The sequence below is a fragment of the Ramlibacter tataouinensis genome (assembly GCF_027941915.1).
In the GTDB taxonomy this organism is placed as follows: domain Bacteria; phylum Pseudomonadota; class Gammaproteobacteria; order Burkholderiales; family Burkholderiaceae_C; genus Ramlibacter; species Ramlibacter tataouinensis_C.
In genome coordinates, this window is record NZ_CP116009.1 from 3008886 (window position 1) to 3031135 (window position 22250).

A 22250-nucleotide genomic window follows, 5' to 3' on the forward strand; every position below is an offset into this window, starting at 1 on the left:
CTTCGGAACTGGAATCCCGCCAATCTAGCCCGGCTTGCCGGCGCTGGATGCCGGAGCGGGCGAACGGCCCGGGGCGGCCGCTGGCGGCTCTCCCCGTAGGACCGTGCTTGCACCCCCCGGTCTGGTTACTGCCCCTGCGAACCGCGGTGCGCCCAGGCGGTGGTGTGCCGCTCGATCCAGCTGAACAGCTCGTACATGGCCATGGCCATGATGCTGATCGCCACCAGCCCGGCGAAGGCCAGCGGCATGCGCTGCTGGCTGCCCGCGCTCTGGATCAGGTTGCCGATGCCCGAGTCGCCGGCGGTCATCTCCGCCAGCACCGTGCCGACGAAGGCCAGCGTGATGGCGATCTTCAGCGAGCCGTAGAAGTAGGGCATGGCGCGCGGCAGCCCGACCTTGACCAGCACGTCCCAGCGCCGGGCGCCCAGCACGCGCAGCACGTCCTCCAGTTCCGGCTCCAGCGTGGCCAGCCCGGTGGCGATGTTGACCATGATGGGAAAGAAGGAGATCAGGAAGGCCGTCAGGATGCCGGGCCCGATGCCGATGCCGAACCACACGACCAGGATCGGCACCACGGCCGCCTTGGGGATGGCGTTGAAGCCGACCATCAGCGGATAGACGGCGGCGTAGGCCAGCCGCGACGAGCCGATCAGGAAGCCCAGCAGCACCCCCGCCACGATCGACAGCGCGAAGCCGACCATGGTGACCCAGAAGGTGGCCCAGGCTGCCGCCAGCAGCGGCCCCTTGAATTCGGTGAACTGCTGGGCGATCTGCCAGGGGCTGGGGAAGATGAATTCCGGCACGTCGAAGGCGACCACGCCGGCCTGCCAGAGCAGCACCAGCAGCGTGCCCAGCAACACCGGCGCCCAGCGCTCGAAGGTCTTGCCGGTCGTCATCGGGACACCTCCACGCCGGGACTTTGGGGCCCCACGCTCACTGGCGTTTGGGGCGGCGCGCCGGAGCTGCGGCGGATCGCGCCGATGTGCCCGCGCAGCTCGTGCACCACGTCGGTGAAGTGCTTGGTGTAGGTGAGCTCCAGCTCGCGCGGCTGCGGCAGGTCGATCTCGCGGCGCACCACGAAGCGGCCCGGGCTGCGGCTCATGACGTAGACCGTGTCGGCCAGGAACACCGATTCGCGCAGGTCATGGGTGACCAGGATCACGTTGAAGCGCTGCTCGGTCCACAGGTCGCGCAGGATGCACCACAGCTCCTCGCGGGTGAAGGCATCGAGGGCGCCGAACGGTTCGTCCAGCAGCAGCATCTGGGGTTCGTGGATCAGCGCGCGGCAGATGCTGGCACGCTGCTGCATGCCGCCCGACAGCTGCCAGGGGTACTTGTCCTCGTAGCCGGCCAGGCCGACCTTGCGCAGCAGCTCGCGGGCCCGCTGCTCGAACTCGGCCCGGCGCGCCTTGAACTGGCGGCGATAGGGCTCGACGATCTCCAGCGGCAGCAGCACGTTGTCGACCGTGGTGCGCCAGGGCAGCAGCGAAGGCGCCTGGAACGCCATGCCGGAGATCTTCAGCGGCCCGGTGACGGGCTCGCCGGCGATGCGGATGCGCCCGCGCGAGGGCATGCGCAGCCCGGTGGCCAGCTTCATGAAGGTCGATTTCCCGCAGCCCGAGGGCCCGACGATGGCGATGAACTCGCCCTGCTGCACCTGCAGGTCGATGGCCTCCACCGCGAACTGCCCGGCCGCGAGCAGTTCGTCGTTGTAGGCCAGCCAGACGTCCTGGAATTCGATGAAGGCGGTGCCTTCGCCCGCCATCACTTGCGGGCCGGCGGCAGCACGTCGAGCTCGGCCTTGGCCGGCAACAGGCTGCCGTTCCAGACGGCGTCGGCGTTGACGCGGGTCTTGGTGGCGAAGGCATCGGAGACCTGCGAAGCCATCAGCGACAGTCGGCCCGGGTTGACTTGGCCGAAGCCGTCGGCACGCGCGTCGGGGCTGGCGATCACCGCGTCGATGGCCATGCGCAGGCGGCGCTTTTCCAGCTCGACGTTGATGATGCCGTCGCGCTGCTTGACGTGCTCGATCGAGGCGTCGGGGTTGGCCATCACTTCCTTGGCGCCGCGCGCGAAGGCCGACAGGAAGGCCTTGACCGCCGCCGGGTTCTCGCGCACCAGCTTGGGCGAGGCGATGATCACGTTGCCGTACAGCTTCACGCCGTGCTGCGAGTAGGGCATGACCACCACGTCCTGCATCTTGACCCCGCGCGCCTCCAGGTTGAGCAGCGAGGTGAAGCCGAAGCCGGTGATGGCGTCCACGTCGCCGCGGGCCAGCATGGTCTCGCGCAGCGGCGGGTCCATCGACACCCAGTTGACGTTGCCGACGCTGTTGGCCTTCTGGAAGATCGGAAAGCCGCGCCGGCCGGCGTCGAACACCGGGGCGCCGAGCTTGCGCCCGGTCAGGTCGGCGGGCGACTTGATGCCGGACTTCTTCAGCGCGAGCACGGCGGCCGGCGTGTTGTTGTAGACCATCATCACGGCCACCGGCTTGTTCGGCGCATCCGGGTTGTTGGCGTGGAACTCCATCAGGGCGGCCAGGTCGGCGAACCCCATCTCGTAGGTGCCGGTGGCGATGCGCTGGACGGCGGCGCCGGAGCCGGTGCCGGCGTCGATGGACACGTCGAGGCCGGCCTGCTTGAAGTACCCCTTGGCCAGCGGCTGCAGGAACAGCGCCGCCGGGCCCTCGAAGCGCCAATCGAGCAGGAACTTGACGGGTGTGCCCGACTGCGCCGAAGCCCCGGTGAAGGCGGCGCTCGCCGCGAGGGTCGCCAGGGTCTGGATGAGGATTCTTCGGGTCGTCATGGCTGTTGGAAAGGTTGGGTGGATGCGGGCGGCTGCTGGCTCAGGTGTGGTGCTGCCGCGCGGCATTGTCGCCTTGGCCCCGCAGCCTTTCTCCCCGGGGAAATACCGGCTCTCGCGGGTGCGGCGCAGGCCCGGGCCGAGGTAGGGGTTGTCTGACGTTTCCTCGCGAACCCCGCGCACGGTCAGCCTGTGCCCCCGACTACGCCTGCGCTAGGGGTACGCAACCATATTGCGATCACCGGCTGCCGACAAAGGGGCGGCAGGGGGTCGAGGCCAGGGGTCCGGCCGCTATCAACAAGAGCCGTACGCGGCATCAAAGGAGTGCATCATGGGCTTTCTCATCTGGTTGATCGTGGGTGGTGTCGTGGGCTGGCTGGCCAGCTTGATCATGCGCACCGACGGGCAGCAGGGCATCCTGCTGAACGTGGTCGTCGGCATCATCGGCGCCTTCCTCGGCGGCTGGATCATCTCGCCGATGGTGGGTGTGGGCACCATCAACGAGGGCATCAGCATCGGCTCGGTCCTGGTGTCGCTGGTCGGCGCCATCATCCTGCTGGCCATCGTCAACCTGTTCCGCCGCGGCCGCGTGCGCTGAGCGCACGCCAGCCGCTGCGCCACGTCGCAGCCGCCGTCGGACAAGGCCGGGCCGAGCCCGGTCTTGTCATTTGGCAAGCAGGTCCAGCAGCGTGCGGGCGATGACCTGGGTGGCGCGGCGCAGGTCCTCCAGTGCCAGGCGCTCGTCGGCCCGCTTGGCGTTGGACTCGCGCACGCTGCGCGGTCCGGCGCCGTAGATCACGCCGGGGATGCCGGCTTCGGTGTACAGGCGCACATCGGTGTACAGCGGCGTACCCACCGCGGGCACCGTTTCGCCGAACACCGCCTGGGCGTTGCGCTGCAGCGCCTCCACCAGCGGCCGGTTGCCCGCCAGCGGCACCATGGCCCGGGCCAGCAGCAGGCGCCGCACCTCCACCCGGATGCCCTTGCCGCCGCGCGGCGGATCGAACGAGCGGGCGGCCTGCTCGATGGTCGAGCGCAGCGCGGCCTCCACCTCGGCCGGGTCCTCCTCGGGGATCATCCGCCGGTCGAGCTTGAACTGGACCTTGCCCGGCACGACGTTGGTGTTGGTGCCGCCGGCGATCCAGCCGACGTTCAGGTAGGGGTGGCTGATGCCGGGCACGTTGGAGCGGACCTGCAGGTACTGCGCGTTCAGCCGGTACAGCGCCTGCAGGATGTGCACCGCGCCCTGCAGCGCGTCGGTGCCGCTGTCCGGGATGGCGGCGTGGCTCATGTCGCCCTGCACCGTCACTTCCATCTGCAGGCAGCCGTTGTGCGCCACCACCACCTCGTAGCTGAAGCCGGCGGCGACCAGCAGGTCCGGGCGCGTGATGCCGTTCCGCAGCAGCCAGCCCGGCCCCAGCTCGCCGCCGAACTCCTCGTCGTAGGTGAAGTGCAGCTCCACGCTGCCGGCCAGCGGCGCCTGCAGCGACTCCAGCGCTCGCACCGCGAACGTGAAGCTGGCGAAGTCGCTCTTGCTCACCGCCGCCGCGCGGCCGTACAGGAAGCCGTCCTCGATCTGCGCGCCATACGGGTCGTGCTGCCAGCCGTCGCCGGGCGGCACCACGTCGCCATGGGCGTTGAGCGCGATGGTGCGGCCCTCGCCGTAGCGGCGCCGCACCACCAGGTTGGTGATCGACTGCAGCCCCCGGGCCTGCACCTCGGCGGCCGGCACCGGGTGCTTCTCGGCCTCGAAGCCGAAGCCCTGCAGCAGCTCGGCCGTGCGCTCGGCATGCGGCGCGTTGTTGCCGGGCGGCGTGTCGGTGGGCACGCGCACCAGCTGCTGCAGGAATCGGACTTCTTCGTCGAAGTGGGCGTCGATCCAGGCGTCGAGCTTGTCGTGGTTCGTCATGGCGTATTCAGGCGGGGCGGGCGAGCCCGTCGAGCAGGTGGTGCAGGGCGCGCACCGCCAGCTCGATGTCGGCGGCGGTGGTGCTCTCCAGCGGGTTGTGGCTGATGCCGGCGTTCTGCCCGCGCACGAACAGCATGGCCTGCGGCATCACCTCGTGCAGCTTCATCGCATCGTGGCCGGCGCCGCTGGGCATGCGGTGCAGCGGAAGGCCCAGCGAGTCGACTGCGCGCTCCCAGCGGGCTTGCCACTGCGGGTGGCTCGGCGCGGCGGCGGCGCGCATGGTCTGCTCGCAGGTGAAGTGCAGGCCGCGCCGTTCGCAGATCGCCTGCAGTTGCGCCAGCACGTCGGCCACCAGGGCATCGCGCTGCGGATCGTTGGGCGCGCGCAGGTCGAGCGTGAACTGGCAGCGCCCGGGCACCACGTTGGTGGAGCCGCCCGGCACGGTGAGGATGCCGATGGTGCCGACCGAGTCGCCGTCGCGCGCCGCGCGCTGCTCGACGTACAGCGCCAGTTCGGCCACGCCGACCGCGGCATCGCGCCGCCGGTCCATCGGCGTGGTGCCGGCGTGGCTGGCCATGCCGGTCACTTCGCACAGGTAGCGCACGCCGCCGTTGATCGAGGTGACCACGCCCAGCGGCAGGTTCAGCTCGTTCAGCACCGGCCCCTGCTCGATGTGCACCTCGACGAAGCCCAGGTAGCGCGCCGGGTCGCGCCGCAGCGCCGCGATCGATTCCAGCGTGGCCGGCAGGCCGGCGCGCTGCATGGCCTCGCGCATGGCGACGCCGTCGGCATCGCGCTGGTCCAGCCAGGCCGCGTCGAACGCGCCGATCAGCGCACCGGAGCCCAGGAAGGTGGCCTTGTAGCGCTGGCCTTCCTCCTCGGCGAAGGCCACCACCTCGACGTCGAAGGGCAGCCGGCGCTGCCGGCGCGCGAGTTCGCGCACGCAGGCGATCGGCACGTAGATGCCCAGCCGGCCGTCGTACCGGCCGCCGTTGCGCACGGTGTCGTAGTGCGAGCCGGTCAGCAGCCGCCGGGCTTCGCCCCCGGCATCCTGGCCGGCCCGGTACAGGCCGACCACGTTGCCCACTGCATCGACCGACACCTCGTCGAACCCGGCCTCCTGCATGTCCTGCACGATCCTTGCCGCCGCCGCGCGGTGCGCCTCGGTGAGGTAGGTCACGGTGAGCTGACCCTGCTCCTTGAAGCCGGGATCGCTGAACTGCGCCAGCCGCTCGAGCTGGTCCCACACCTGCTCGCCCTGCACCGGCGTCGCATCGAACTTGTCGTCCAGGCGGATCTCCGCGATGCGGTGCACGTTGCGCAGTCCTTCGGCGAGTTCCACTTCCACCGGATTGCCCAGCCGGCGCTCGAAGGTTGCGATGATCTCGGCGCGCGTCAGCCCGGTGCCGCGCGGCCCGCGCACCGCCAGGATGAAGGGAAAGTCGAATTTCGCGTTGTAGTCGGCATTGAGCTGCTGGATCGTCGCGAATTCCTGCGGCGTGCAGTCGGCCAGGCCGGCCCTGCCCTGCTCGTTCGTGGATTCGGCCGTCAGCGTCCTGCTCACCATGGCCTTGCCGGCCAGCTCCGGGTGGGCGCGCAGCAGCGCCAGCTGGCGCTCGGGGCCGGCGTGCTGGACGACCTGCGCCAGCGCGTGCTTGAGGCCGGCCAGCGAGCGGAACGGCCGCTGCGCGACGGCGGCCTGCGCGATCCACGGCGAGTGCTCGTAGACGCCGTCCAGCAGGCGTGCGGCCTCGTCGGCGGCGGCGGCATTGAGTGTGTCCAGGGTCAGGGGCATGGGTTCAACCGGGGAAGGGGTGGGTCTGCTTCCAGTGGCGGGCCAGGTCGATGCGGCGGCACACCCACACGTGCTGGTGCCGCTCGATGTGGTCCAGGAATTTCTGCAGCGCGACGATGCGGCCGGGCCGGCCGAGCAGGCGGCAGTGCATGCCCACGCTCATCATCTTGGGCCGGTCCAGTCCGTTCGGGTCGCCCTCGGCGTAGAGCGCGTCGAAGCTGTCGCGCAGGTAGGTGAAGAAGTCCTCGGCCTGGGCGAAGCCTTGCGGCAGCGAAAAGCGCATGTCGTTGGTGTCCAGCGTGTAGGGCACCACCAGGTGCGGCACCACCCGGCCGTCGGAGCGGCCGACCTTCATCCAGAACGGCAGGTCGTCGCCGTAGTAGTCGCTGTCGTACTCGAAGCCGCCGTCGTCGGCCACCAGCCGGCGGGTGTTGGGGCTGTCGCGGCCGGTGTACCAGCCGGCGCCGTGGATCGCGCCGGGGCTGCCGTGGCGCACGCCGGTCAGCCGCTCGATGGCGCCGATCGCCAGCTGCATGTGCTCGCGCTCGAATTCGGGGTCGGCGTCCTGGTAGTGGATCCAGCGCCAGCCGTGGCTGGCGATCTCGTGGCCCAGCTCGACGAAGGCGGCCGTCACCTCCGGGTGCCGGTGCAGCGCCATCCCGACGCCGAACACCGTCAGCGGCAAGCCGCGCCGTTCGAACTCGCGCAGGATGCGCCACACGCCGGCGCGCGAGCCGTACTCGTAGATGCCTTCCATGCTCAGGTGCCGCGCCGGGTAGCTGGCGGGGTTGAACATCTCGGAGAGGAACTGCTCGGAGCCGGCGTCGCCGTGCAGCACCGCGTTCTCGCCGCCTTCCTCGTAGTTCAGGACGAATTGCACCGCGATGCGGGCCTGGCCCGGCCACCGGGCGTGCGGCGGGTTGCGGCCGTAGCCGGCCAGGTCGCGCGGGTAGGCGGCGGTGCAGTCGTAGATGTCGCTCACGTCGGTGTCCTTGCGGGGTGCTCAGCTTCTCAGGCGGCGGCCAGCGCCTGCGCGATGTCGTGGCCGGGCAGCGGCCGGTCGAAGGCCAGGCTGGCCTCGACGTTGTCCAGGTGCTGCTGCATCAGCAGCACCGCCCGGGCTTCGTCATGCGCCGCCAGCGCGCGCACGATCTGCACGTGTTCCTGCTGCGAGTGGCGGGCGGCGCCGGCGCGCTGGTACATCAGGGTGATCAGCGAGCTGCGCGAGATCAGGTCGCGCAGCAGCTGCGCCAGCACCTCGTTGCCCATCAGCTCGGCGATGCGCACGTGGAACTCGCCCAGCAGGCCGATGCCGGCGGCCGTGTCGTCGCCCTCCAGCGCGGCCTTCTCGCGGGCGATGTGCTCGCGCAGCGCGCGCAACTGCGCCGGCGTCGCCTGGCGCGCGAAGGCACGGGTCATCTCCAGCTCCAGCATGCGGCGCACGGCGAACACCTGCCGCGCTTCCTCCACCGTGGGCGCCGCCACGAAGGCGCCGCGCGCCGGCTCCAGCCGCACCAGCCGGCGCTGGGCCAGCTGGTGCAGCGCCTGCCGCACCAGCGTGCGCGAGACCCCGAAGTGGTCGGCCAGCTTCTGCTCGGCCAGCTTGGTGCCCGGCTGCAGCCGGTGCCCGGCTATGGCCTGGGTCAGCGCGCGTGCGATGAGGCTGGTCGTCGAGGTCTGCACAGCCGGCATGATAGTGGTGTCCACGAAAGTGTATACACTTCGCTCGACCATCAGGAGCTGAACATGGGCCTGAGCACCCACGTGCTGGACACGATGCATGGAACGCCGGCCGGCGGCATGGCGGTGGCGCTGTTCACCACCCAGGCCGGCCAGTCCGCGCTGGTGCGCCGCTTCACGCTGAATGCCGACGGGCGCAACCCCGACGGGCCGCTGTACCGCAACGAGGACCTGCGGGCCGGCACCTACCGGCTGGTGTTCGACGTGGCCGGCTACTTCCGCTCGCGCGGTGTCGCGCTGCCGGATCCGCCCTTCCTCGACCAGGTCGCCATCGATTTCGGCATCGCCCGGCCGAACGAGCACTATCACGTGCCGCTGCTGGTCAGCCCCTGGAGCTATTCGACGTACCGGGGGTCATGAAGTCCCCCGTCGCCTCAGTCCTGTCCCTCGGTCAGGGTGTCGAGCTGGAAGCGGCCGCTCTTGTGCCACAGCCAGGTGTCGGTGTAGACCACCTTGCCCATGCGGGCGGGCACGGGGTAGGGCGCGGCGGCGCGCACCATGCGCTCGATCTCGGCGATCACCTCGGGGGCGTGGCGCGGTGCGCGCATCCAGCTCACGTCGCGCACCTCACCCTTGCCGTCCACCTCGACCTGGATCACGCCGATGGCATACAGCAGCGGCGGCATGCGGCCCTTGTAGATGCGATCGCGGTGCAGCGTGTACAGGTGGCCGGCGGCATCGCGCCGGTAGGCGCGCGGCGTGCTGGCGGAAGAAACCGCTCTAGGGGCCGGCTCCACCACCGGCGGCGGTTCGGCGGGTGGCGGGATCACCACGACCGGCGGCTCGGGCTCGGGCGGCGGCAGGGGCGTGGAAGTGCAGGCGGCGAGCAGGGCGGCGGTGCCGCCGGCCACCAGCCAGCCGGCACCGCGCAACGACAACTTCTTCATCTTCTCTCCTCGGGCTCGGCAGGCCGGGCCTGCCGGGCGCGATCATCCGTGCTGCTGAGCCAGCCCGCCAGCGTGAAATTCCTTACGTTGTTTCTTACCGCTGTGTTCGCCTGTTGCCCACCGACACAGACAAGCGGGGCGCAGGTGTGATGGACGCCTTTGCCGAACTCGCCGCGCAGGGCCGCGCCGTGCTGGTCACGGTGGCATCGGTCGAGGGCTCGGGCCCGCGCGAGCCGGGCGCCTGGATGCTGGTGCTGCCGCAGGGCGAAGCCGGCACCATCGGCGGCGGCCGGCTGGAATTCGATGCAATCGCGCTGGCGCGCGAGATCCTCCGTGGCCGTGCGGCGGCGCCGCACCGGCAGCGCTACGCGCTGGGCCCCAGCCTGGGCCAGTGCTGCGGCGGCGTGGTGCAACTCGACTTCGAGGCTGTCGCCGCGTCCGACGCGCCGGCCCTGCAGCGGCGGCTGGCGCGTCCGCTCACCCCGGTGGCGCTGTTCGGGGGCGGCCACGTCGGCAGCGCGATCGCACGCCTGTTCGAAGGCCTGCCGCTGCAGCTCACCTGGATCGACAGCCGCGACGGCGTGTTCCCCGCGCAGCTGCCCGCCAACGTGCAGTGCGAGCACTCCGACCCGGTCCAGCGCGCGGTGCCGCTGCTGACCCCCGGCAGCCTGGTGCTGATCATGAGCTTCAGCCACGCCGAGGACCTGGACATCCTGGCGGCCTGCCTGCAGCGCCGCCGCGAACGCGCCGACCTGCCCTTCATCGGCCTGATCGGCAGCAAGACCAAGTGGGCGACCTTCCGCCACCGGCTGGAGCACCGCGGCTTCGGCGCGGCCGAACTGGCCGCTGTGCACTGCCCGATCGGCATCGCGGGCATCGCCGGCAAGCAGCCGGCGGTGATCGCGGTGGCGGCGGTCGCCCAACTCCTGCAAGCGGCGTCCGCGCCCGCCTGAACGCATCGACCCCCATGGAAAGCTACCTGCTCGACTGGTCCAACCTGCTGCTGCGCTGGCTGCACGTCATCACCGCCATCGCCTGGATCGGGTCTTCCTTCTATTTCGTGTTCCTCGACTCCAGCCTCACGCCGCCGCAGGACGAGGACCTCAAGCGCCAGGGCGTGTCGGGCGAGATGTGGGCGGTGCACGGCGGCGGCTTCTACCACCCGGTGAAGTTCGCGGTCTCGCCGCCGCAGTTGCCGGCCCACCTGCACTGGTTCTACTGGGAGGCCTACACCACCTGGCTGTCGGGCTTCGCGCTGTTTGCGGTGTCCTACCTGTGGAACGCCAGCAGCTACCTGATCGACCCGGCGCGCAGCAGCTGGTCGCCGTCGCTGGCCGGCGCGGTGGCGATCGGCTTCCTGGTGGTGTTCTGGCTGGCCTACGACGCCATCTGCCGCGTGTTCGGCAGCCGGCCGAACGGCGACCGCATCGTCGGCGCGGCGGTGGCGGTGCTGGTGGCGCTGGCGTCCTGGCTGGCCTGCCACTGGTTCCCGGGGCGCGCCGCCTTCCTCCTGGTGGGCGCCATGATCGCCACCGCCATGAGCGCCAACGTGCTGTTCTGGATCATCCCCGGCCAGCGCAAGATGGTCGCCTCGATCCGCGCCGGCCAGCCGGTGGACCCGATCCACGGCATCCGCGGCAAGCAGCGCAGCGTGCACAACACCTACTTCACGCTGCCGGTGCTGCTGGCCATGCTGTCCAACCACTACAGCTTCCTGTGGGACCACCCGCGCAACTGGCTGGTGCTGGTGCTGCTGATGGCCGCCGGCGCCGCCATCCGCCAGTTCTTCGTGCTGCGCCACGGCTGGAAGCTCGGGCGCAACCGCCATCCGCTGCCCTATGCGCTGGTGGGCGTCGCCCTGATCGCCGCCACCGCGGCCTGGATGGCGCCGGCCGCGGACCGCAGCGCGGCGGCCGCGCCGGCCTTGCCGGAGAAGGTCGGCTACGCGCAGATCCAGCCCGTGCTGGCGCAGCGCTGCTACCTGTGCCATGGCGAGCAGGTGCAGATGAAGAGCGTGCGGCTGGATTCGCCCGAGGCGCTGCGGCAGCACGCCGCCGCCGTCCAGCAGCAGGCGGTGGAGGCCAAGCTGATGCCGCTGAACAACGCGACCGGCATGACCGACGCCGAGCGCGCGCTGCTCGGCCGCTGGTTCCAGCAGGGCGCCCGGGTGGAGTGACGCGGGCGTGAGCGGGCCTGGCCGGGCGGCACAATCGTCCGCTGTGGAACACCCGGCCCTCCCTCCCGATCCGCGGCGCGAGCCGCGCGCCTTCCTCGAGCACCTGTTCCGCGCGGCCGTGCACCGCGCGCTGCCGCTGCACAACACCGCGCCCTTCCTGCCGCCGCCGCCCAGGGGCCGCACGCTGGTGCTGGGCGCGGGCAAGGCCGGCGGGGCGATGGCCCAGGCGGTGGAAGCGCTGTGGCCGGCCGAGGCGCCGCTGTCGGGCCTGGTCGTGACCCGCTACGGCCACGTGCCGCCGCGCCCGCCCGGGCTGCCCCGGCGCATCGAGGTGGTGGAGGCGGCGCACCCGGTGCCCGATGCGGCCGGGCTGGCCGCGGCGCAGCGCATCCTGTCGCTGGCGCACGGCCTCACGCCCGACGACCTGGTGCTGTGCCTGATCTCGGGCGGCGGCTCGGCCCTGCTGACGCTGCCGGCGGAACAACTGTCGCTGCAGGACAAGCAGCGCATCAACCGCGAGCTGCTGGCCAGCGGCGCCAACATCGCCGAGATGAACTGCGTGCGCAAGCACCTCTCGCGCATCAAGGGCGGGCGCCTGGCCGCCGCCTGCGCGCCGGCGCGGGTGGTCACGCTCACCATCAGCGACGTGCCGGGCGACGACCCGTCGATCATCGCCAGCGGCCCGACGGTGCCCGATGCGACGTCCTGCGCCGACGCGGTGGCCATCCTGCAGCGTTACGGCATCGACGTGCCCGGAGCGGTCATGAGCCTGCTGGAGCAGGGCGCGCTGGAGACGCCCAAGCCGGGCGATGCGGCCTTCGACGGCCAGCAGGTGCACCTGATCGCCACGCCGCAGCAGTCGCTGCAGGCAGCGGCCGAGGTGGCCCGCGCGGCCGGGCTGGCCGCCCACATCCTCAGCGACGAGATCGAGGGCGAGTCGCGCGAGGTCGGCAAGGTGCACGCGGCGCTGGCGCGCGCGGTGGCGCGGCACGGCCAGCCGTTTGCCCGGCCGTGCGTGATCCTGTCGGGCGGCGAGACCACCGTCACGGTGCGCAAGCCGCCCGCCGGCGCGGCACCGGGCCGCGGCGGCCGCGCCGGCGAGTTCTGCCTGGGGCTGGCGCAGGCCCTGCAGTCGGAACCCGGCGTCTGGGCGCTGGCGGCCGACACCGACGGCATCGACGGCATGGAAGACAACGCCGGCGCCTTCGTCGCGCCCGACACGCTGGCGCGCGCGATGGCGTCCGGCCTCAAGGTCGACGCCCACCTGCAGCGCAACGACGCCTACGGCTTCTTCGGCGCGGTGGGCGACCTGCTGGTCACCGGCCCGACCCACACCAACGTCAACGATTTCCGCGCGCTGCTGGTGCTCTGACGGACGCATCCCAGGACCGCCTGCCGGCCGGAGACTGCGGGAACAGGCACGGCCGAGCTGGTACCCAGCTCAGTGTCCAAGTGAAACGCCGCTTACAGAACGGCATGTGCCATGCCCTGGGCAAGGGCCTACCGTGGCGGCGCTTCAGGAGAGAGCGCCATGCCGCATTTCGCTCGTCCCCTGGTCGCCGGGAACTGGCGACCGTGGTTGCTGCGCGTGATCCTGGTGGCCGGCCTCGCGGCTTGCGGCGGCGGGGGCGATGGCGGCACAGGCATCGGCGAGGTCGCCGGCGGTGGTGACGCCGTCGCCGGTGGTGGCACGGCAGGCGGCGGCACGGGCGGCACCGCTTCAGGCGGCGGTACGACCGGCAACGGCGGCGCCATGGGCGGCGGGGGCGACGTGGCCGTTGCCCAGTACCGCGTCTTCCAGCTGACCCCCTACGACGACGGCAGCTGCCACACCTGCGTCAACGCGGCCGGCCAGATGGCCGTGACGGCCTCGCACGCCGGCCGTTTCGCCACCTTCTTCGACGGCAACACCAACACCTCCCGGTTGCTCGATTTCTCGCCTTTCCGGTGGTCGTTCGCGACCGCCCTGAACGAGGCCGGGCAGGTGGCCGGCGGCATCCAGATGGACGACGGCCGCACGCACGCCGCGCGCTGGACCCCGGCCGCCGGCAGCGGCCCGATTCCGCCGCTGGACCTGGGCGCGCCCGAAGGCGGGTCTTCCGCGGGGGCGGCCATCAACGAGGCCGGCCAGGTCGCCGGCACGCAGTCTGCCGTGGGCGGCATCGGCTCCAGCAGCCCCCAGCGCGCCTTCCTGTGGACCGAGGGCTCCGGCCGCATGGAGCTGGGCGAGCCGCCGGCGCCCTTCACCCAGACCTCGGCGTTGCGGCTGAACGAAGCCGCCCAGGTGGCCGGCTCGATGCGCACCGACGGCCCGCAGCCGATCACCCACGCCTTCTTCTGGAGCGCGGCCGCCGGCCTGCGCGACCTGGGCACCTTCGGCGGACCCAATGCGATCGCGAAGGACCTGAACGACGACGGGCAGGTCGCCGGCCAGGCCGAGTTCGCGCCCGATCCTTCGCAGGAAGGATTGACCCACCATGCCTTCCTCTGGAGCGAGCAGGGCGGCTTGCGCGACCTGGGCACGCTGGGCGGGCGGCAGTCCAGCGCCGAGGCGCTCAACAACGCGGGGCAGGTGGTGGGACAGTCCGACATCGCCTTGGGCAGCGAACCGCGGCCGCATGCCTTCCTCTGGTCCGGCGGCACGATGCGGGACCTCGGCACGCTGGGCGGCCCTTCGTCGATCGCCACCGCCATCAACGACTCGGGCCAGGTGGTCGGGCGGTCGGCGCTGGCCGGCACGGATCGCACCCATGCCTTCATCTGGACCGCGGATCGGGGAATGGTGGACCTGAACACCCGCGTCTCCGGCGTGGAGCTGCTCACGGCGTTCGCCATCTCCCGCACTGGAGCCATCCTGGCGATGAGCTCCGATGCCTTCCTGGTGCTCCTGCTGCCGGCCGCCGGCTCCTGACACCGGTCGTGGCGCGCGGCCGTCGCGCCGGGACCTCAGTGCGCGCGCCGCTGCGCGCTGGCGCGCGCCAGCTCCGGCGGCAGGCGGCTGAGCATCCAGCGGATCGCCAGCGGCACCAGCACCAGGTCGTCGACCACGCCGACGAACGGGATCGCGTCGGGCAGCAGGTCGATCGGCGACAGCAGGTACAGCGCGACCAGCGCCGTGCCGAGCTTGAGCCAGCCCGGCGCGGCCGGGTGCCGCAGCGCGAACCAGAGCTGGCGCGCGTCGCCGCGCACGAGGGTCCACAGCAGGGTCAGGCGTTTGAACATGGGCGCTCCGCAGGGGTCTGGCGCGCGCCGCGGCGCGCATTGCCGCACAGGTGGCGGCGGACGGGGGCGCTGCAAGGGGCTGGTACGGGGCGTTACACAGCGCTCGGACCCGCCACGGCCGGGCGAACCGCAGGGCACGGCCCGCGTCCAAGCGCCCATGCACCGGCGAGCCCTGCTCCTGCTGTTGTCCGCCCCGGCCCTGGCTGCTGCGCGCGCCGGCGCGCCCGCGGGCGAACCTGCGCTGCAGTGGCAGGGTCCGGTGGAGCTGGCCCGCGGCCCGGGCCTGCGCGGTGCCTGGCGGCAGAACGACTCGCGCTACGACTTCGTGGACGATCCGGCTGTCGCGCTGGCGCCGGACGGCAGCGCCGTGGTGGCCTGGGTCGACCAGGCGCGCAAGGCGGTGCTGGTGCAGCGCCACGGCACCGATGGGCGCGCTGCGTCCGGGCCGGTCGAGGTCTCGCGCCAGCCCGATACCTTTTCCTGGCTGCCGCGCCTTGCCCTGGCACCCGAGGACCCGGCGGTGGTGTACCTGCTGTGGCAGGAGATCATCTTCTCCGGCGGCTCGCACGGCGGCGAGATGATGCTGGCGCGTTCGGGCGATGGGGGCCGCAGTTTCGACGCGCCGCTGAACCTGTCGTCATCGCCGGGTGGCGACGGCAAGGGCCGCATCACGCCGGAGATCTGGCACAACGGCAGCTACGACCTGCTGGCGGCGCCCGGCGGCCGGGTCGTCGCGGCCTGGACCGAATACGAAGGCACCCTGTGGCTGGCGCGCTCGCGCGATGGCGGCCGATCGTTCGCCGCGCCGCGGCGCATCGCGGGCGGGGCCGGGCAAGCCCCGGTTCGGGCGCCGTCGCTCGCCATTGCGTCCGACGGCGCCCTGTTGCTGGCCTGGACCGAAGGCGACCGCCCCGACGCCGACATCCACCTGGCGCGCGCGGCCGATGGCGAGCGTTTCGCCGAGCCGGTGCGGGTGGCACGCAGCGCCGGCTACTCCGACGCGCCCCGGCTGGCCGTGGACGCGAACGGCGTGCTGCACGTCGCCTGGGGCGAGAGCGAGGGCGCGCCCCTGCAGCGCCAGCGCATCCTGCACGCCCGCTCGCGCGACGGCGGCCGGCATTTCGAAGCGGCGCGCACCGTCTCGGCCCGCCTGCCGCCGCCGTATGCCAGCGCCGGCTACCCGTCGCTGGCCATCGACGGCCGCGGCACGGTGTATGTGCTGGCCGAACTGCAGGAGGACCCGCGCCAGCGGCCGCGGGCGCTGGGCCTGGGCGTGTCGACCGACGGCGGCGAGCACTTCGCGCCGATGGCCGTGGTGCCGCACAGCCGCGACCCGGAGGGCGGCTTCAACGGCAGCTCGCAGGGGCTGCTGATCCCCAAGCTGGCGGTCAACGCCAGCGGGGAACTGGCGATCGTCAACAGCAGCCTGCGCGAGGGCTCGCACAGCCGGGTCTGGCTGCTGCGCGGGCGCCTGCGCTAGACGGCTATTCGCACAGGCGCCGGATGTCCGCCGGCACCGGCAGCGCGTAGATGCTGCCGTCCTCGCGCCTAGCGGCGAAGATGCGCACCTCCTCGCACTCCATCAGCAGGTCGTCGCCGCGCAGCACGCGGTAGGCCATCACGAAGCTCTTGCCGCGCCACTCGGCGATACGGGTGCGGATCTGCAGCGTGTCGCCGTACGTGGCGGTCTTGATGAAGCGCGCATGCGTGTCCACCAGCGGCGTGCCGATCAGGCCGGTGTCCCGCTCGGTCTCGCTCCAGGACGGCACGCCGCAGGAGACGAAGAAGTGCCGCGAAGCGGCATCGAGCCAGCGGAAGAAGTTGGGAAACCAGACGATGCGGGCCGGGTCGCAGTCGCCGAACTCGACCCGCTGGGTGAAGACGATCTCTCTTGTCATCCCCTGATTGTCAATCGGCCGAGATGCCGCGCGCCTTGATGATGGCGCCGAACCGCTTGGAGTCGTCCAGCGCGCGGGCGCCGAACTGCGCCGCGGAGCCTGGCAGCGCCTCGCCGCCCATGGCCACCAGCCGGTCCTGCATCGCCTTGGTCTGCAGGATCTTGTTGATCTCGCGGTTCAGACGATCGATCACCTCGGCCGGCGTGCCGGCCGGCGCGTAGAAGCCGAACACCGTGTCCGCATCGAAGTTCTTCAGCCCGGCTTCGTGCAGCGTCGGCACGTCCGGGAACAGCGGCGAGCGCTTCAGGCTGCCCACCGCCAGCAGCTTCAGGCGACCGCTCTTGGCGTGCTGCAGGCCGATGCCGGGGTCGAAGAAGAAATCGAGCTGGCCGGCCAGCAGGTCCTGCAGCGCCGGCGCGGCGCCGCGGTAGGGCACGTGCACGGCGAACAGGCCGGCCTGGCTCTTCATCATCTCGGCGGCCAGGTGCGGCGAGCTGCCGGTGCCCGGCGAGCCGAACGACAGCTTGCCCGGGTTGGCCTTCATGTACTGCACGAACTCCTGCACGTTGGCCACCGGCAGCGCGGGCTTGGCCATCAGGTACACCGCGATCCGCGCGGCGGCGGCCACCGGCACCAGGTCCTTGGCCGGATCGAACGCCATCTTCGCGTACAGGTGCGGGTTGACCGACACCATGCCGCCCGAGCTCATGAGCAGCGTGTAGCCGTCCGGTGCGCTCTTGGCCACCGCCTCGCCGCCGATGTTGCCGTTGGCGCCGCCGCGGTTCTCGATCACCACCGGCTGGCCCAGCGCTTCCGACAGCGGCTGGCCGATGGCGCGGGCGATCTGGTCGGCGGCGCCGCCGGGCGCGAAGTTGACCACCACCTTGACCGGCTTGGCCGGCCACGCCTGGGCGTGGGCCAGCGGCGTGCCGAGCAGGGCGGCGAGGCCGAGCGCCAGCAGGGCGCGCCGCGGCGCGGCGTTCAGCAGGAAAGGGATGGGTTTCTTCATGTCGTCCTCCGGGGTCTTCTGTGGGTCAGGCAGGCAGGCGCGAGCCCTTGGGCTTGCGCACGAATCGGATCGGTTGCGGCTGGATCTCGCGCGGCGGCGCGCCATGCCGCACCAGCGCGGCATCCAGCGCCGTGCCGGCATCGTCGGCCAGCGCGGCGGCGCGCGCCTCGGCGATGGCGCGGGCAGCGGCGGCCGCGTCGGGCCCGGCGGCCAGGTGCTCCAGCACGTGCAGCAGCGAGTGCTTGCCGCGCTCGTTGGTGGCGCCGTAGCCCTTGATCAGGCGGCCGCACAGGGCGATCTCGTGGCCCAGGTGCCAGTCGCGGCGCGTGCCTTGCAGCACGCCGTCGAGCCACTGGCCGATCATGCGTTGCTCGAAGGCGAAGCGGCTGCCGCGCACCCGCAGGCCCTTCAGGCTGGCCAGCGTGCGCAGCGCCAGCATGCCGAACACGGTGTGGGTGCCGACCTTCAGCGGCATGGCCCACGGCTCGCGCCCGGCGGCGATGCGGCGCCGGTCCCAGGCGAGCAGCCGCTGCGCCGGCCCGATCGGCAGCAGGGCGGCGAACTCGGGCACGCCCGGCTTGAAGTGGTCATAGACCTTGAGCAGCTCGCCCTCGGCCGCCTTGACTTCACCGCGCACGCGGTCGGCGCGGGTGGCCCGGGCCTTCAGCGCCGCGACCCGCACGATGTCGTCGAACGCCATCCACAGGGCCAGCCAGCGCGCCATCTCGCGCGTGATCGCGAAGCCGTGGGCGCCGGCCGGATCGGCTTCGCGCTCGGCCGCCAGCACCTGGCGCAGCCGCTGCGTGTAGAGATCGGCGTAGGCGCGGTCCTGGTAGTCGAGCAGGCGCGCGTAGCCCAGGGCGAACATTTCCTGCACCGGCTGGGGGAAGTCCTCGGCGTGCCGGACGGGGGCCGCGGCCTTGGCGGCGGCCTGCGCCGGCGCCATCAGCTGCGCGACGAAGTCGGCCTGCACCCGGCGCTGCGCCACGATGTCGAAGGCGCGGGCGAAGCCGCGCAGGCTGGCCTGCGCCATGCCGCCGGCCTGCTGCGGCTCGCGGCCGCCGCAGATCGCCTGCTCGTAGCAGCGCCGCTCGAACGGAAACAGTCCGCTGCCGGCAATCGCACCGAGCATCACGGCGCTGACCACGGTGCCGCATTCCTTGGCCACCGCGTTCATGTCGAACACCTGGTGCTCGCGGCTGAAAACCTGCACCACCTTGAGCAGGTCGGTGGCCTCGACCCGGCCGTCGGCCAGCTGCATGCGCTCCTGCGTGGTCAGCAGGCGCGCGGTGGAGCTGAGCACGCGGGTGCGATCGGGCGAGGCCATGCCGTTGCCGATCTGGCGCGCGGTCTCCAGCAGCTCGGACGACACCAGCGCGTCCAGCGCGCCCGGCACCGGGCTGAGGCTGAACACCGGCTCGCGCCCGCCCAGCTGGGCCAGCGGCACCGGCAGCACCTCGATGTAGTAGGTGGTGGCGCCGGTACGCTGGGCGACGCCGGGAATGGAGGTGGCCTGGGCCGGGTGGCCGGCGCGGCGCGCCGCGTCGACCAGCCATTCGGTCAGCACGCCGCCGCCTTCGCCGCCCAGGGCGCAGACCAGCAGGGTGATGGGGGATGCGTTCATGTTCAGGCGGGCTGGAGGGCGCGGACGACGGCGCCGCGCAGGGAGTGGATCAGGCGCTCGTGCCACTTCGGGTTCTGCACCACCTCGGCGCGGTAGAAGCTCGGGCACAACGTCGCCGCATGGGCGTTGGCGCCGCACAGGCCGCAGCCCACGCAGCCGTCGATCACGGTGGCGACCGGGTCCACCTTGAGCGGATCGGGGTTGTCCTTGAGCGTCAGCGTCGGGCAGCCCGACAGCCGGATGCAGGCGTGGTCGCCGTTGCACACGTCCTCGTCGACGCCGTACTTGACGCGGACCACGCGCTTGCCCTTTTTCAGCAGGCCGGCGATCCAGGGCTTGATGCGGCGCTGCCGCTCGAGCTGGCACTCGCCCTCGGCGATGATCACCTTCAGGCCGTCGAAGTCGCTGGTGAACGCCTCGATGATCGTGCGCCGCATTTCCTCGACGTGGTAGGTGTGCACGGTGCGCATCCACTTCACGCCCAGCCCCTGCAGCGTCGATTCGATGGTGCGGTTGACGTGGGCCAGGCTCTGGGCCTTGTCGCCGCTGGCGGCCTTGGCGTCTTCCTCCGGCGTCGAGATGATCTCCTGGGTGCCGGTGGCCGAGGTGTAGCCGTTCTTGAAGATCAGCAGCACGGCGTCGTCGCCGTTGAACAGGGCGCTCTGCACGCCGGTGAGCAGGCCGTTGTGCCAGAAGCCGCCGTCGCCCATGATGGCCAGCGTGCGCTTCTGCATCATGGGCGACACGCCGGCGCGGCTGGCCAGGCTCATGCCGTAACCCAGGATCGAGTGGCCCATGGAAAAGGGCTCGAAGGTGGCGAAGGCGTGGCAGCCGATGTCGGCCGCCACGTGCACGGGGCCCATCTTCTCCTGCGCGAGTTTCAGCGCCGCGAACACCGGCCGCTCGGGGCAGCCGACACAGAAGCTCGGCGGGCGCGCCGGCAGCGGCTTGGCGAGCAGGGCGGCCGCTTCCTGCCGGCGCCTGGCGTTGGCGTCCAGCCAGTTGCGGGCCGGCTGCCCGCTGTCGCCCAGGAACCCGAGCAGGCCCTGCACCAGCACCTCGACTCCCAGCTCGCCGCCCATGGGCAGCAGGTCCTTGCCATGCAGCCGGGTCTGCAGGTCGCGCCGGCGCAGGTGGGTGGCGATCTCCTGCTCGATGTACTCGGGCTGGCCTTCCTCCACCACCAGCACGGCCTGCTTGCCGACGCAGAAGTCGGCGACCTGCTCGGGCACCAGCGGGTAGGTGACGTTGAGCACCAGCAGCGGGATCTCGCTCTCGCCGAAGGCGTCGGCCAGGCCCAGCTGCTGCAGCGAGCGGATCAGCGAGTTGTACAGCCCGCCCTGCACGATGATGCCGACGTCGCTGCGCCGGCCCGGCATCAGCTCGTTCAGCCCGTTCTCCACGATGTAGCGGCGCGCCGCCGGAATGCGCTCTTCGGTCTTGAGCTTCTCGTGGCGGAAGGTCACCGGCGGGTGCGCCAGCCGCATGTAGTCGAAGGCGGCGGGGTTCTCCATCAGCTGGCGCGTGGACACCGGCGGCGCCTGGTTGTCGGCAGCGACGAAGCTGCCGCGCACGTGGCAGGCGCGGATGCGCAGCTCCAGGATGGCCGGCATGTTGGAGGCCTCCGACAGCCGGAAGCCGTGCTCGACCATCTTCACCATCTGCGGCAGGTGCGGGCGCGGGTCCAGCAGGCACATGGTGGACTTGAGCGCGTAGGCATGGGTGCGCTCCTGGATCACCGAGGCGCCCTCGCCGTAGTCCTCGCCCACCACGATCAGCGCGCCGCCCTTGACGCCCGGCGAGGCCAGGTTGGACAGCGCGTCGGAGGCGACGTTGGTGCCGACGATCGACTTCCAGGTCACCGCGCCGCGCAGCGGGTAGTGGATGGACGCGCCCAGCATGGCGGCGGCCGAGGCCTCGTTGGAGCAGGCTTCCACGTGCACGCCCAGCTCGTCGAGGTAGGGGCGGGCCTGCACCATCACGTCGAGCAGGTGCGACACCGGCGCGCCCTGGTAGCCGCCGACGTAGGCCACGCCGGACTGCAGCAGCGCCTTGGTGATGGCGAGGATGCCCTCGCCATGGAACACCTCGCCCTTCGAAAGGCGCAGTTGTTCGATTTCCTTGCTGAACGAGACTTCCATGGGTGCGGCTCCGCGTGAAGCGCGAGTGTCGGCGCTGGAGCGACATCCATCAATACAATGAACCGACTAAGCGACATAAGCAGGATGCATCTCAAGGACGTCGACCTGAACCTGCTGCGGCTGTTCGACGCGGTCTACCGCGCGCGCAGCGTGAGCCGCGCCGCCGAGCGGCTGGGCCTGACCCAGCCGGCCGCCAGCCAGGGCCTGACCCGCCTGCGCACGCTGGTGCGCGACCCGCTGTTCATGCGCGCGCCCGGCGGCGTCAAGCCCACGCCCAAGGCCGACCGGCTGGCCCCTTCGGTGGCCGGCGCGCTGGCCATGCTGGAAGGCGCCCTGGGCGAGTCGGTGGAGTTCGACCCGGCCTCGTCGCAGCGCACCTTCCGCCTGCACCTGAGCGACATCGGCGAGGGTCGCTTCCTGCCCGAGCTGATGGTGGCGCTGCGCGAGCGCGCGCCGGGCGTGCGGCTGACCAGCCAGCCGCTGCCGCGCGACGAGATCGCCGACGCGCTGGACAGCGGCCGCATCGACTTCGCCATCGGCTTCCTGCCCATGGTGCGCGACACCCAGCGGCTGGAGCTGCTGCGCGACCGCTATGTCGTGCTGCTGCGCGCGGGCCACCCCTTCACCCGCAAGCGCCGCAGCGGCGCCGCGCTGCTGCAGGCGCTGCGCGAGCTGGAGTTCGTCAACGTGCGCACCCACGCCGACACGCTGCGCATCCTGCAGCGGCTGCGGGTGGAAGACCGGCTGCGGCTGACGGCCGAGCACTTCATGGCGCTGCCGTCGATCGTGCTCGCCACGGACCTGGCGGTGGTGATGCCGCTGAACATCGCGCGGGGCTTCGCGGAGGCCGGCGGCTTCGCGATCGTCGAGCCGCCGGTGGCCGGGCGAGAGTTCGCGGTCTCGCTGTACTGGAGCCGGAGGTTCGAGGGGGATGCGGGGAATGGGTGGTTTCGAGTACTAGTCAAGCAACTTTTTCTCGACGCATAACAGTTTTTTAGGGCTGCCTTGGAGATTCGAGGCGGTGGCTTTTTTACAGGCTGCTAGGTG

General features: G+C 71.6%; 21 protein-coding genes. 8 read left to right on the forward strand and 13 right to left on the reverse strand.

The window, feature by feature from the left end:
* Positions 1 to 125: 125 nt before the first annotated feature.
* The 3 genes from PE066_RS14395 to PE066_RS14405 are packed head-to-tail and all read right to left on the reverse strand — an operon-like array spanning position 126 to position 2805.
* The gene (locus PE066_RS14395) at positions 126 to 896 is read right to left on the reverse strand and encodes an ABC transporter permease (RefSeq protein ID WP_271233218.1); all 771 of its coding nucleotides are present in this window, start codon (positions 894 to 896) and stop codon (positions 126 to 128) included.
* Positions 893 to 1765, reverse strand: coding sequence for an ABC transporter ATP-binding protein (locus PE066_RS14400; RefSeq protein WP_271233219.1), 873 nt, complete (start codon positions 1763 to 1765; stop codon positions 893 to 895). Before PE066_RS14400 ends, PE066_RS14395 begins: the two co-directional genes overlap by 4 nt.
* Positions 1765 to 2805 (reverse strand): ABC transporter substrate-binding protein, encoded by a 1041-nt coding sequence (locus tag PE066_RS14405; RefSeq protein WP_271233220.1) that lies wholly within the window; start codon positions 2803 to 2805, stop codon positions 1765 to 1767. Before PE066_RS14405 ends, PE066_RS14400 begins: the two co-directional genes overlap by 1 nt.
* Before the next feature lie 328 nt (positions 2806 to 3133).
* Between PE066_RS14405 and PE066_RS14410 the strand changes: the two genes are divergently transcribed.
* Complete coding sequence (locus PE066_RS14410) at positions 3134 to 3400, forward strand: GlsB/YeaQ/YmgE family stress response membrane protein (RefSeq protein ID WP_271233221.1); 267 nt, start codon at positions 3134 to 3136, stop codon at positions 3398 to 3400.
* A gap of 66 nt (positions 3401 to 3466) precedes the next feature.
* On the opposite strand, the gene PE066_RS14415 is transcribed toward PE066_RS14410, so the two are convergent.
* From PE066_RS14415 to PE066_RS14430, 4 genes are read right to left on the reverse strand one after another with little or no spacing between them, the layout of a single operon-like run.
* On the reverse strand, positions 3467 to 4711 hold the full coding sequence (locus tag PE066_RS14415) for a M20 family metallopeptidase (protein ID WP_271233222.1): 1245 nt from the start codon (positions 4709 to 4711) through the stop codon (positions 3467 to 3469).
* 7 nt (positions 4712 to 4718) lie between these two features.
* A complete protein-coding gene (gene uraD, locus PE066_RS14420) occupies positions 4719 to 6506 on the reverse strand; it encodes a 2-oxo-4-hydroxy-4-carboxy-5-ureidoimidazoline decarboxylase (protein WP_271233223.1) in 1788 nt (595 codons plus the stop codon).
* A gap of 4 nt (positions 6507 to 6510) precedes the next feature.
* On the reverse strand, positions 6511 to 7488 hold the full coding sequence (puuE, locus tag PE066_RS14425) for an allantoinase PuuE (protein ID WP_271233224.1): 978 nt from the start codon (positions 7486 to 7488) through the stop codon (positions 6511 to 6513).
* A gap of 29 nt (positions 7489 to 7517) precedes the next feature.
* On the reverse strand, positions 7518 to 8189 hold the full coding sequence (locus PE066_RS14430; protein WP_440480606.1) for a GntR family transcriptional regulator: 672 nt from the start codon (positions 8187 to 8189) through the stop codon (positions 7518 to 7520).
* A gap of 63 nt (positions 8190 to 8252) precedes the next feature.
* Here PE066_RS14430 and uraH point away from each other — a divergent pair, with 63 nt between their 5' ends.
* Positions 8253 to 8606: a hydroxyisourate hydrolase gene (gene uraH, locus PE066_RS14435; protein WP_271233226.1), complete on the forward strand. Its 354-nt coding sequence runs from the start codon at positions 8253 to 8255 to the stop codon at positions 8604 to 8606.
* Positions 8607 to 8620: 14 nt separating this feature from the next.
* Here the strand turns inward: uraH and PE066_RS14440 are convergent, their stop codons facing one another.
* Positions 8621 to 9133, reverse strand: a complete 513-nt coding sequence (locus PE066_RS14440) for a hypothetical protein (RefSeq protein ID WP_271233227.1) — start codon at positions 9131 to 9133, stop codon at positions 8621 to 8623.
* Between the two features lie 149 nt (positions 9134 to 9282).
* Between PE066_RS14440 and xdhC the strand changes: the two genes are divergently transcribed.
* The 4 genes from xdhC (at position 9283) to PE066_RS14460 (ending at position 14220) form a co-directional block, all read left to right on the forward strand.
* Positions 9283 to 10086, forward strand: coding sequence for a xanthine dehydrogenase accessory protein XdhC (gene xdhC, locus PE066_RS14445; protein WP_271233228.1), 804 nt, complete (start codon positions 9283 to 9285; stop codon positions 10084 to 10086).
* Positions 10087 to 10100: 14 nt separating this feature from the next.
* Positions 10101 to 11309 (forward strand): urate hydroxylase PuuD, encoded by a 1209-nt coding sequence (locus tag PE066_RS14450; RefSeq protein ID WP_271233229.1) that lies wholly within the window; start codon positions 10101 to 10103, stop codon positions 11307 to 11309.
* A gap of 43 nt (positions 11310 to 11352) precedes the next feature.
* Positions 11353 to 12681, forward strand: coding sequence for a glycerate kinase type-2 family protein (locus PE066_RS14455; protein ID WP_271233230.1), 1329 nt, complete (start codon positions 11353 to 11355; stop codon positions 12679 to 12681).
* A gap of 159 nt (positions 12682 to 12840) precedes the next feature.
* Positions 12841 to 14220 (forward strand): hypothetical protein, encoded by a 1380-nt coding sequence (locus PE066_RS14460; RefSeq protein ID WP_271233231.1) that lies wholly within the window; start codon positions 12841 to 12843, stop codon positions 14218 to 14220.
* Positions 14221 to 14255: 35 nt separating this feature from the next.
* Here the strand turns inward: PE066_RS14460 and PE066_RS14465 are convergent, their stop codons facing one another.
* On the reverse strand, positions 14256 to 14531 hold the full coding sequence (locus PE066_RS14465) for a YkvA family protein (RefSeq protein ID WP_271233232.1): 276 nt from the start codon (positions 14529 to 14531) through the stop codon (positions 14256 to 14258).
* Between the two features lie 157 nt (positions 14532 to 14688).
* Between PE066_RS14465 and PE066_RS14470 the strand changes: the two genes are divergently transcribed.
* Entirely contained in the window at positions 14689 to 16011 is a 1323-nt protein-coding gene (locus PE066_RS14470; RefSeq protein WP_271233233.1) for a sialidase family protein, read from the forward strand.
* A gap of 4 nt (positions 16012 to 16015) precedes the next feature.
* Here PE066_RS14470 and PE066_RS14475 read toward each other — a convergent pair whose 3' ends face one another.
* Genes PE066_RS14475 through PE066_RS14490 form a run of 4 tightly spaced genes read right to left on the reverse strand, consistent with a single transcriptional unit; the run spans position 16016 to position 21203 of the window.
* Positions 16016 to 16429 (reverse strand): acyl-CoA thioesterase, encoded by a 414-nt coding sequence (locus PE066_RS14475; protein ID WP_271233234.1) that lies wholly within the window; start codon positions 16427 to 16429, stop codon positions 16016 to 16018.
* A 10-nt stretch (positions 16430 to 16439) separates the two neighbouring features.
* Positions 16440 to 17438, reverse strand: a complete 999-nt coding sequence (locus PE066_RS14480) for a Bug family tripartite tricarboxylate transporter substrate binding protein (RefSeq protein ID WP_271233235.1) — start codon at positions 17436 to 17438, stop codon at positions 16440 to 16442.
* A gap of 25 nt (positions 17439 to 17463) precedes the next feature.
* Complete coding sequence (locus PE066_RS14485; protein ID WP_271233236.1) at positions 17464 to 19062, reverse strand: indolepyruvate oxidoreductase subunit beta family protein; 1599 nt, start codon at positions 19060 to 19062, stop codon at positions 17464 to 17466.
* Between the two features lie 2 nt (positions 19063 to 19064).
* The gene (locus tag PE066_RS14490; protein WP_271233237.1) at positions 19065 to 21203 is read right to left on the reverse strand and encodes an indolepyruvate ferredoxin oxidoreductase subunit alpha; all 2139 of its coding nucleotides are present in this window, start codon (positions 21201 to 21203) and stop codon (positions 19065 to 19067) included.
* 84 nt (positions 21204 to 21287) lie between these two features.
* Here PE066_RS14490 and PE066_RS14495 point away from each other — a divergent pair, with 84 nt between their 5' ends.
* Positions 21288 to 22190 carry a LysR family transcriptional regulator gene (locus PE066_RS14495; protein WP_271233238.1) on the forward strand — a complete coding sequence of 301 codons (903 nt, stop codon included), beginning with the start codon at positions 21288 to 21290 and terminating at the stop codon, positions 22188 to 22190.
* Positions 22191 to 22250 lie beyond the last annotated feature (60 nt).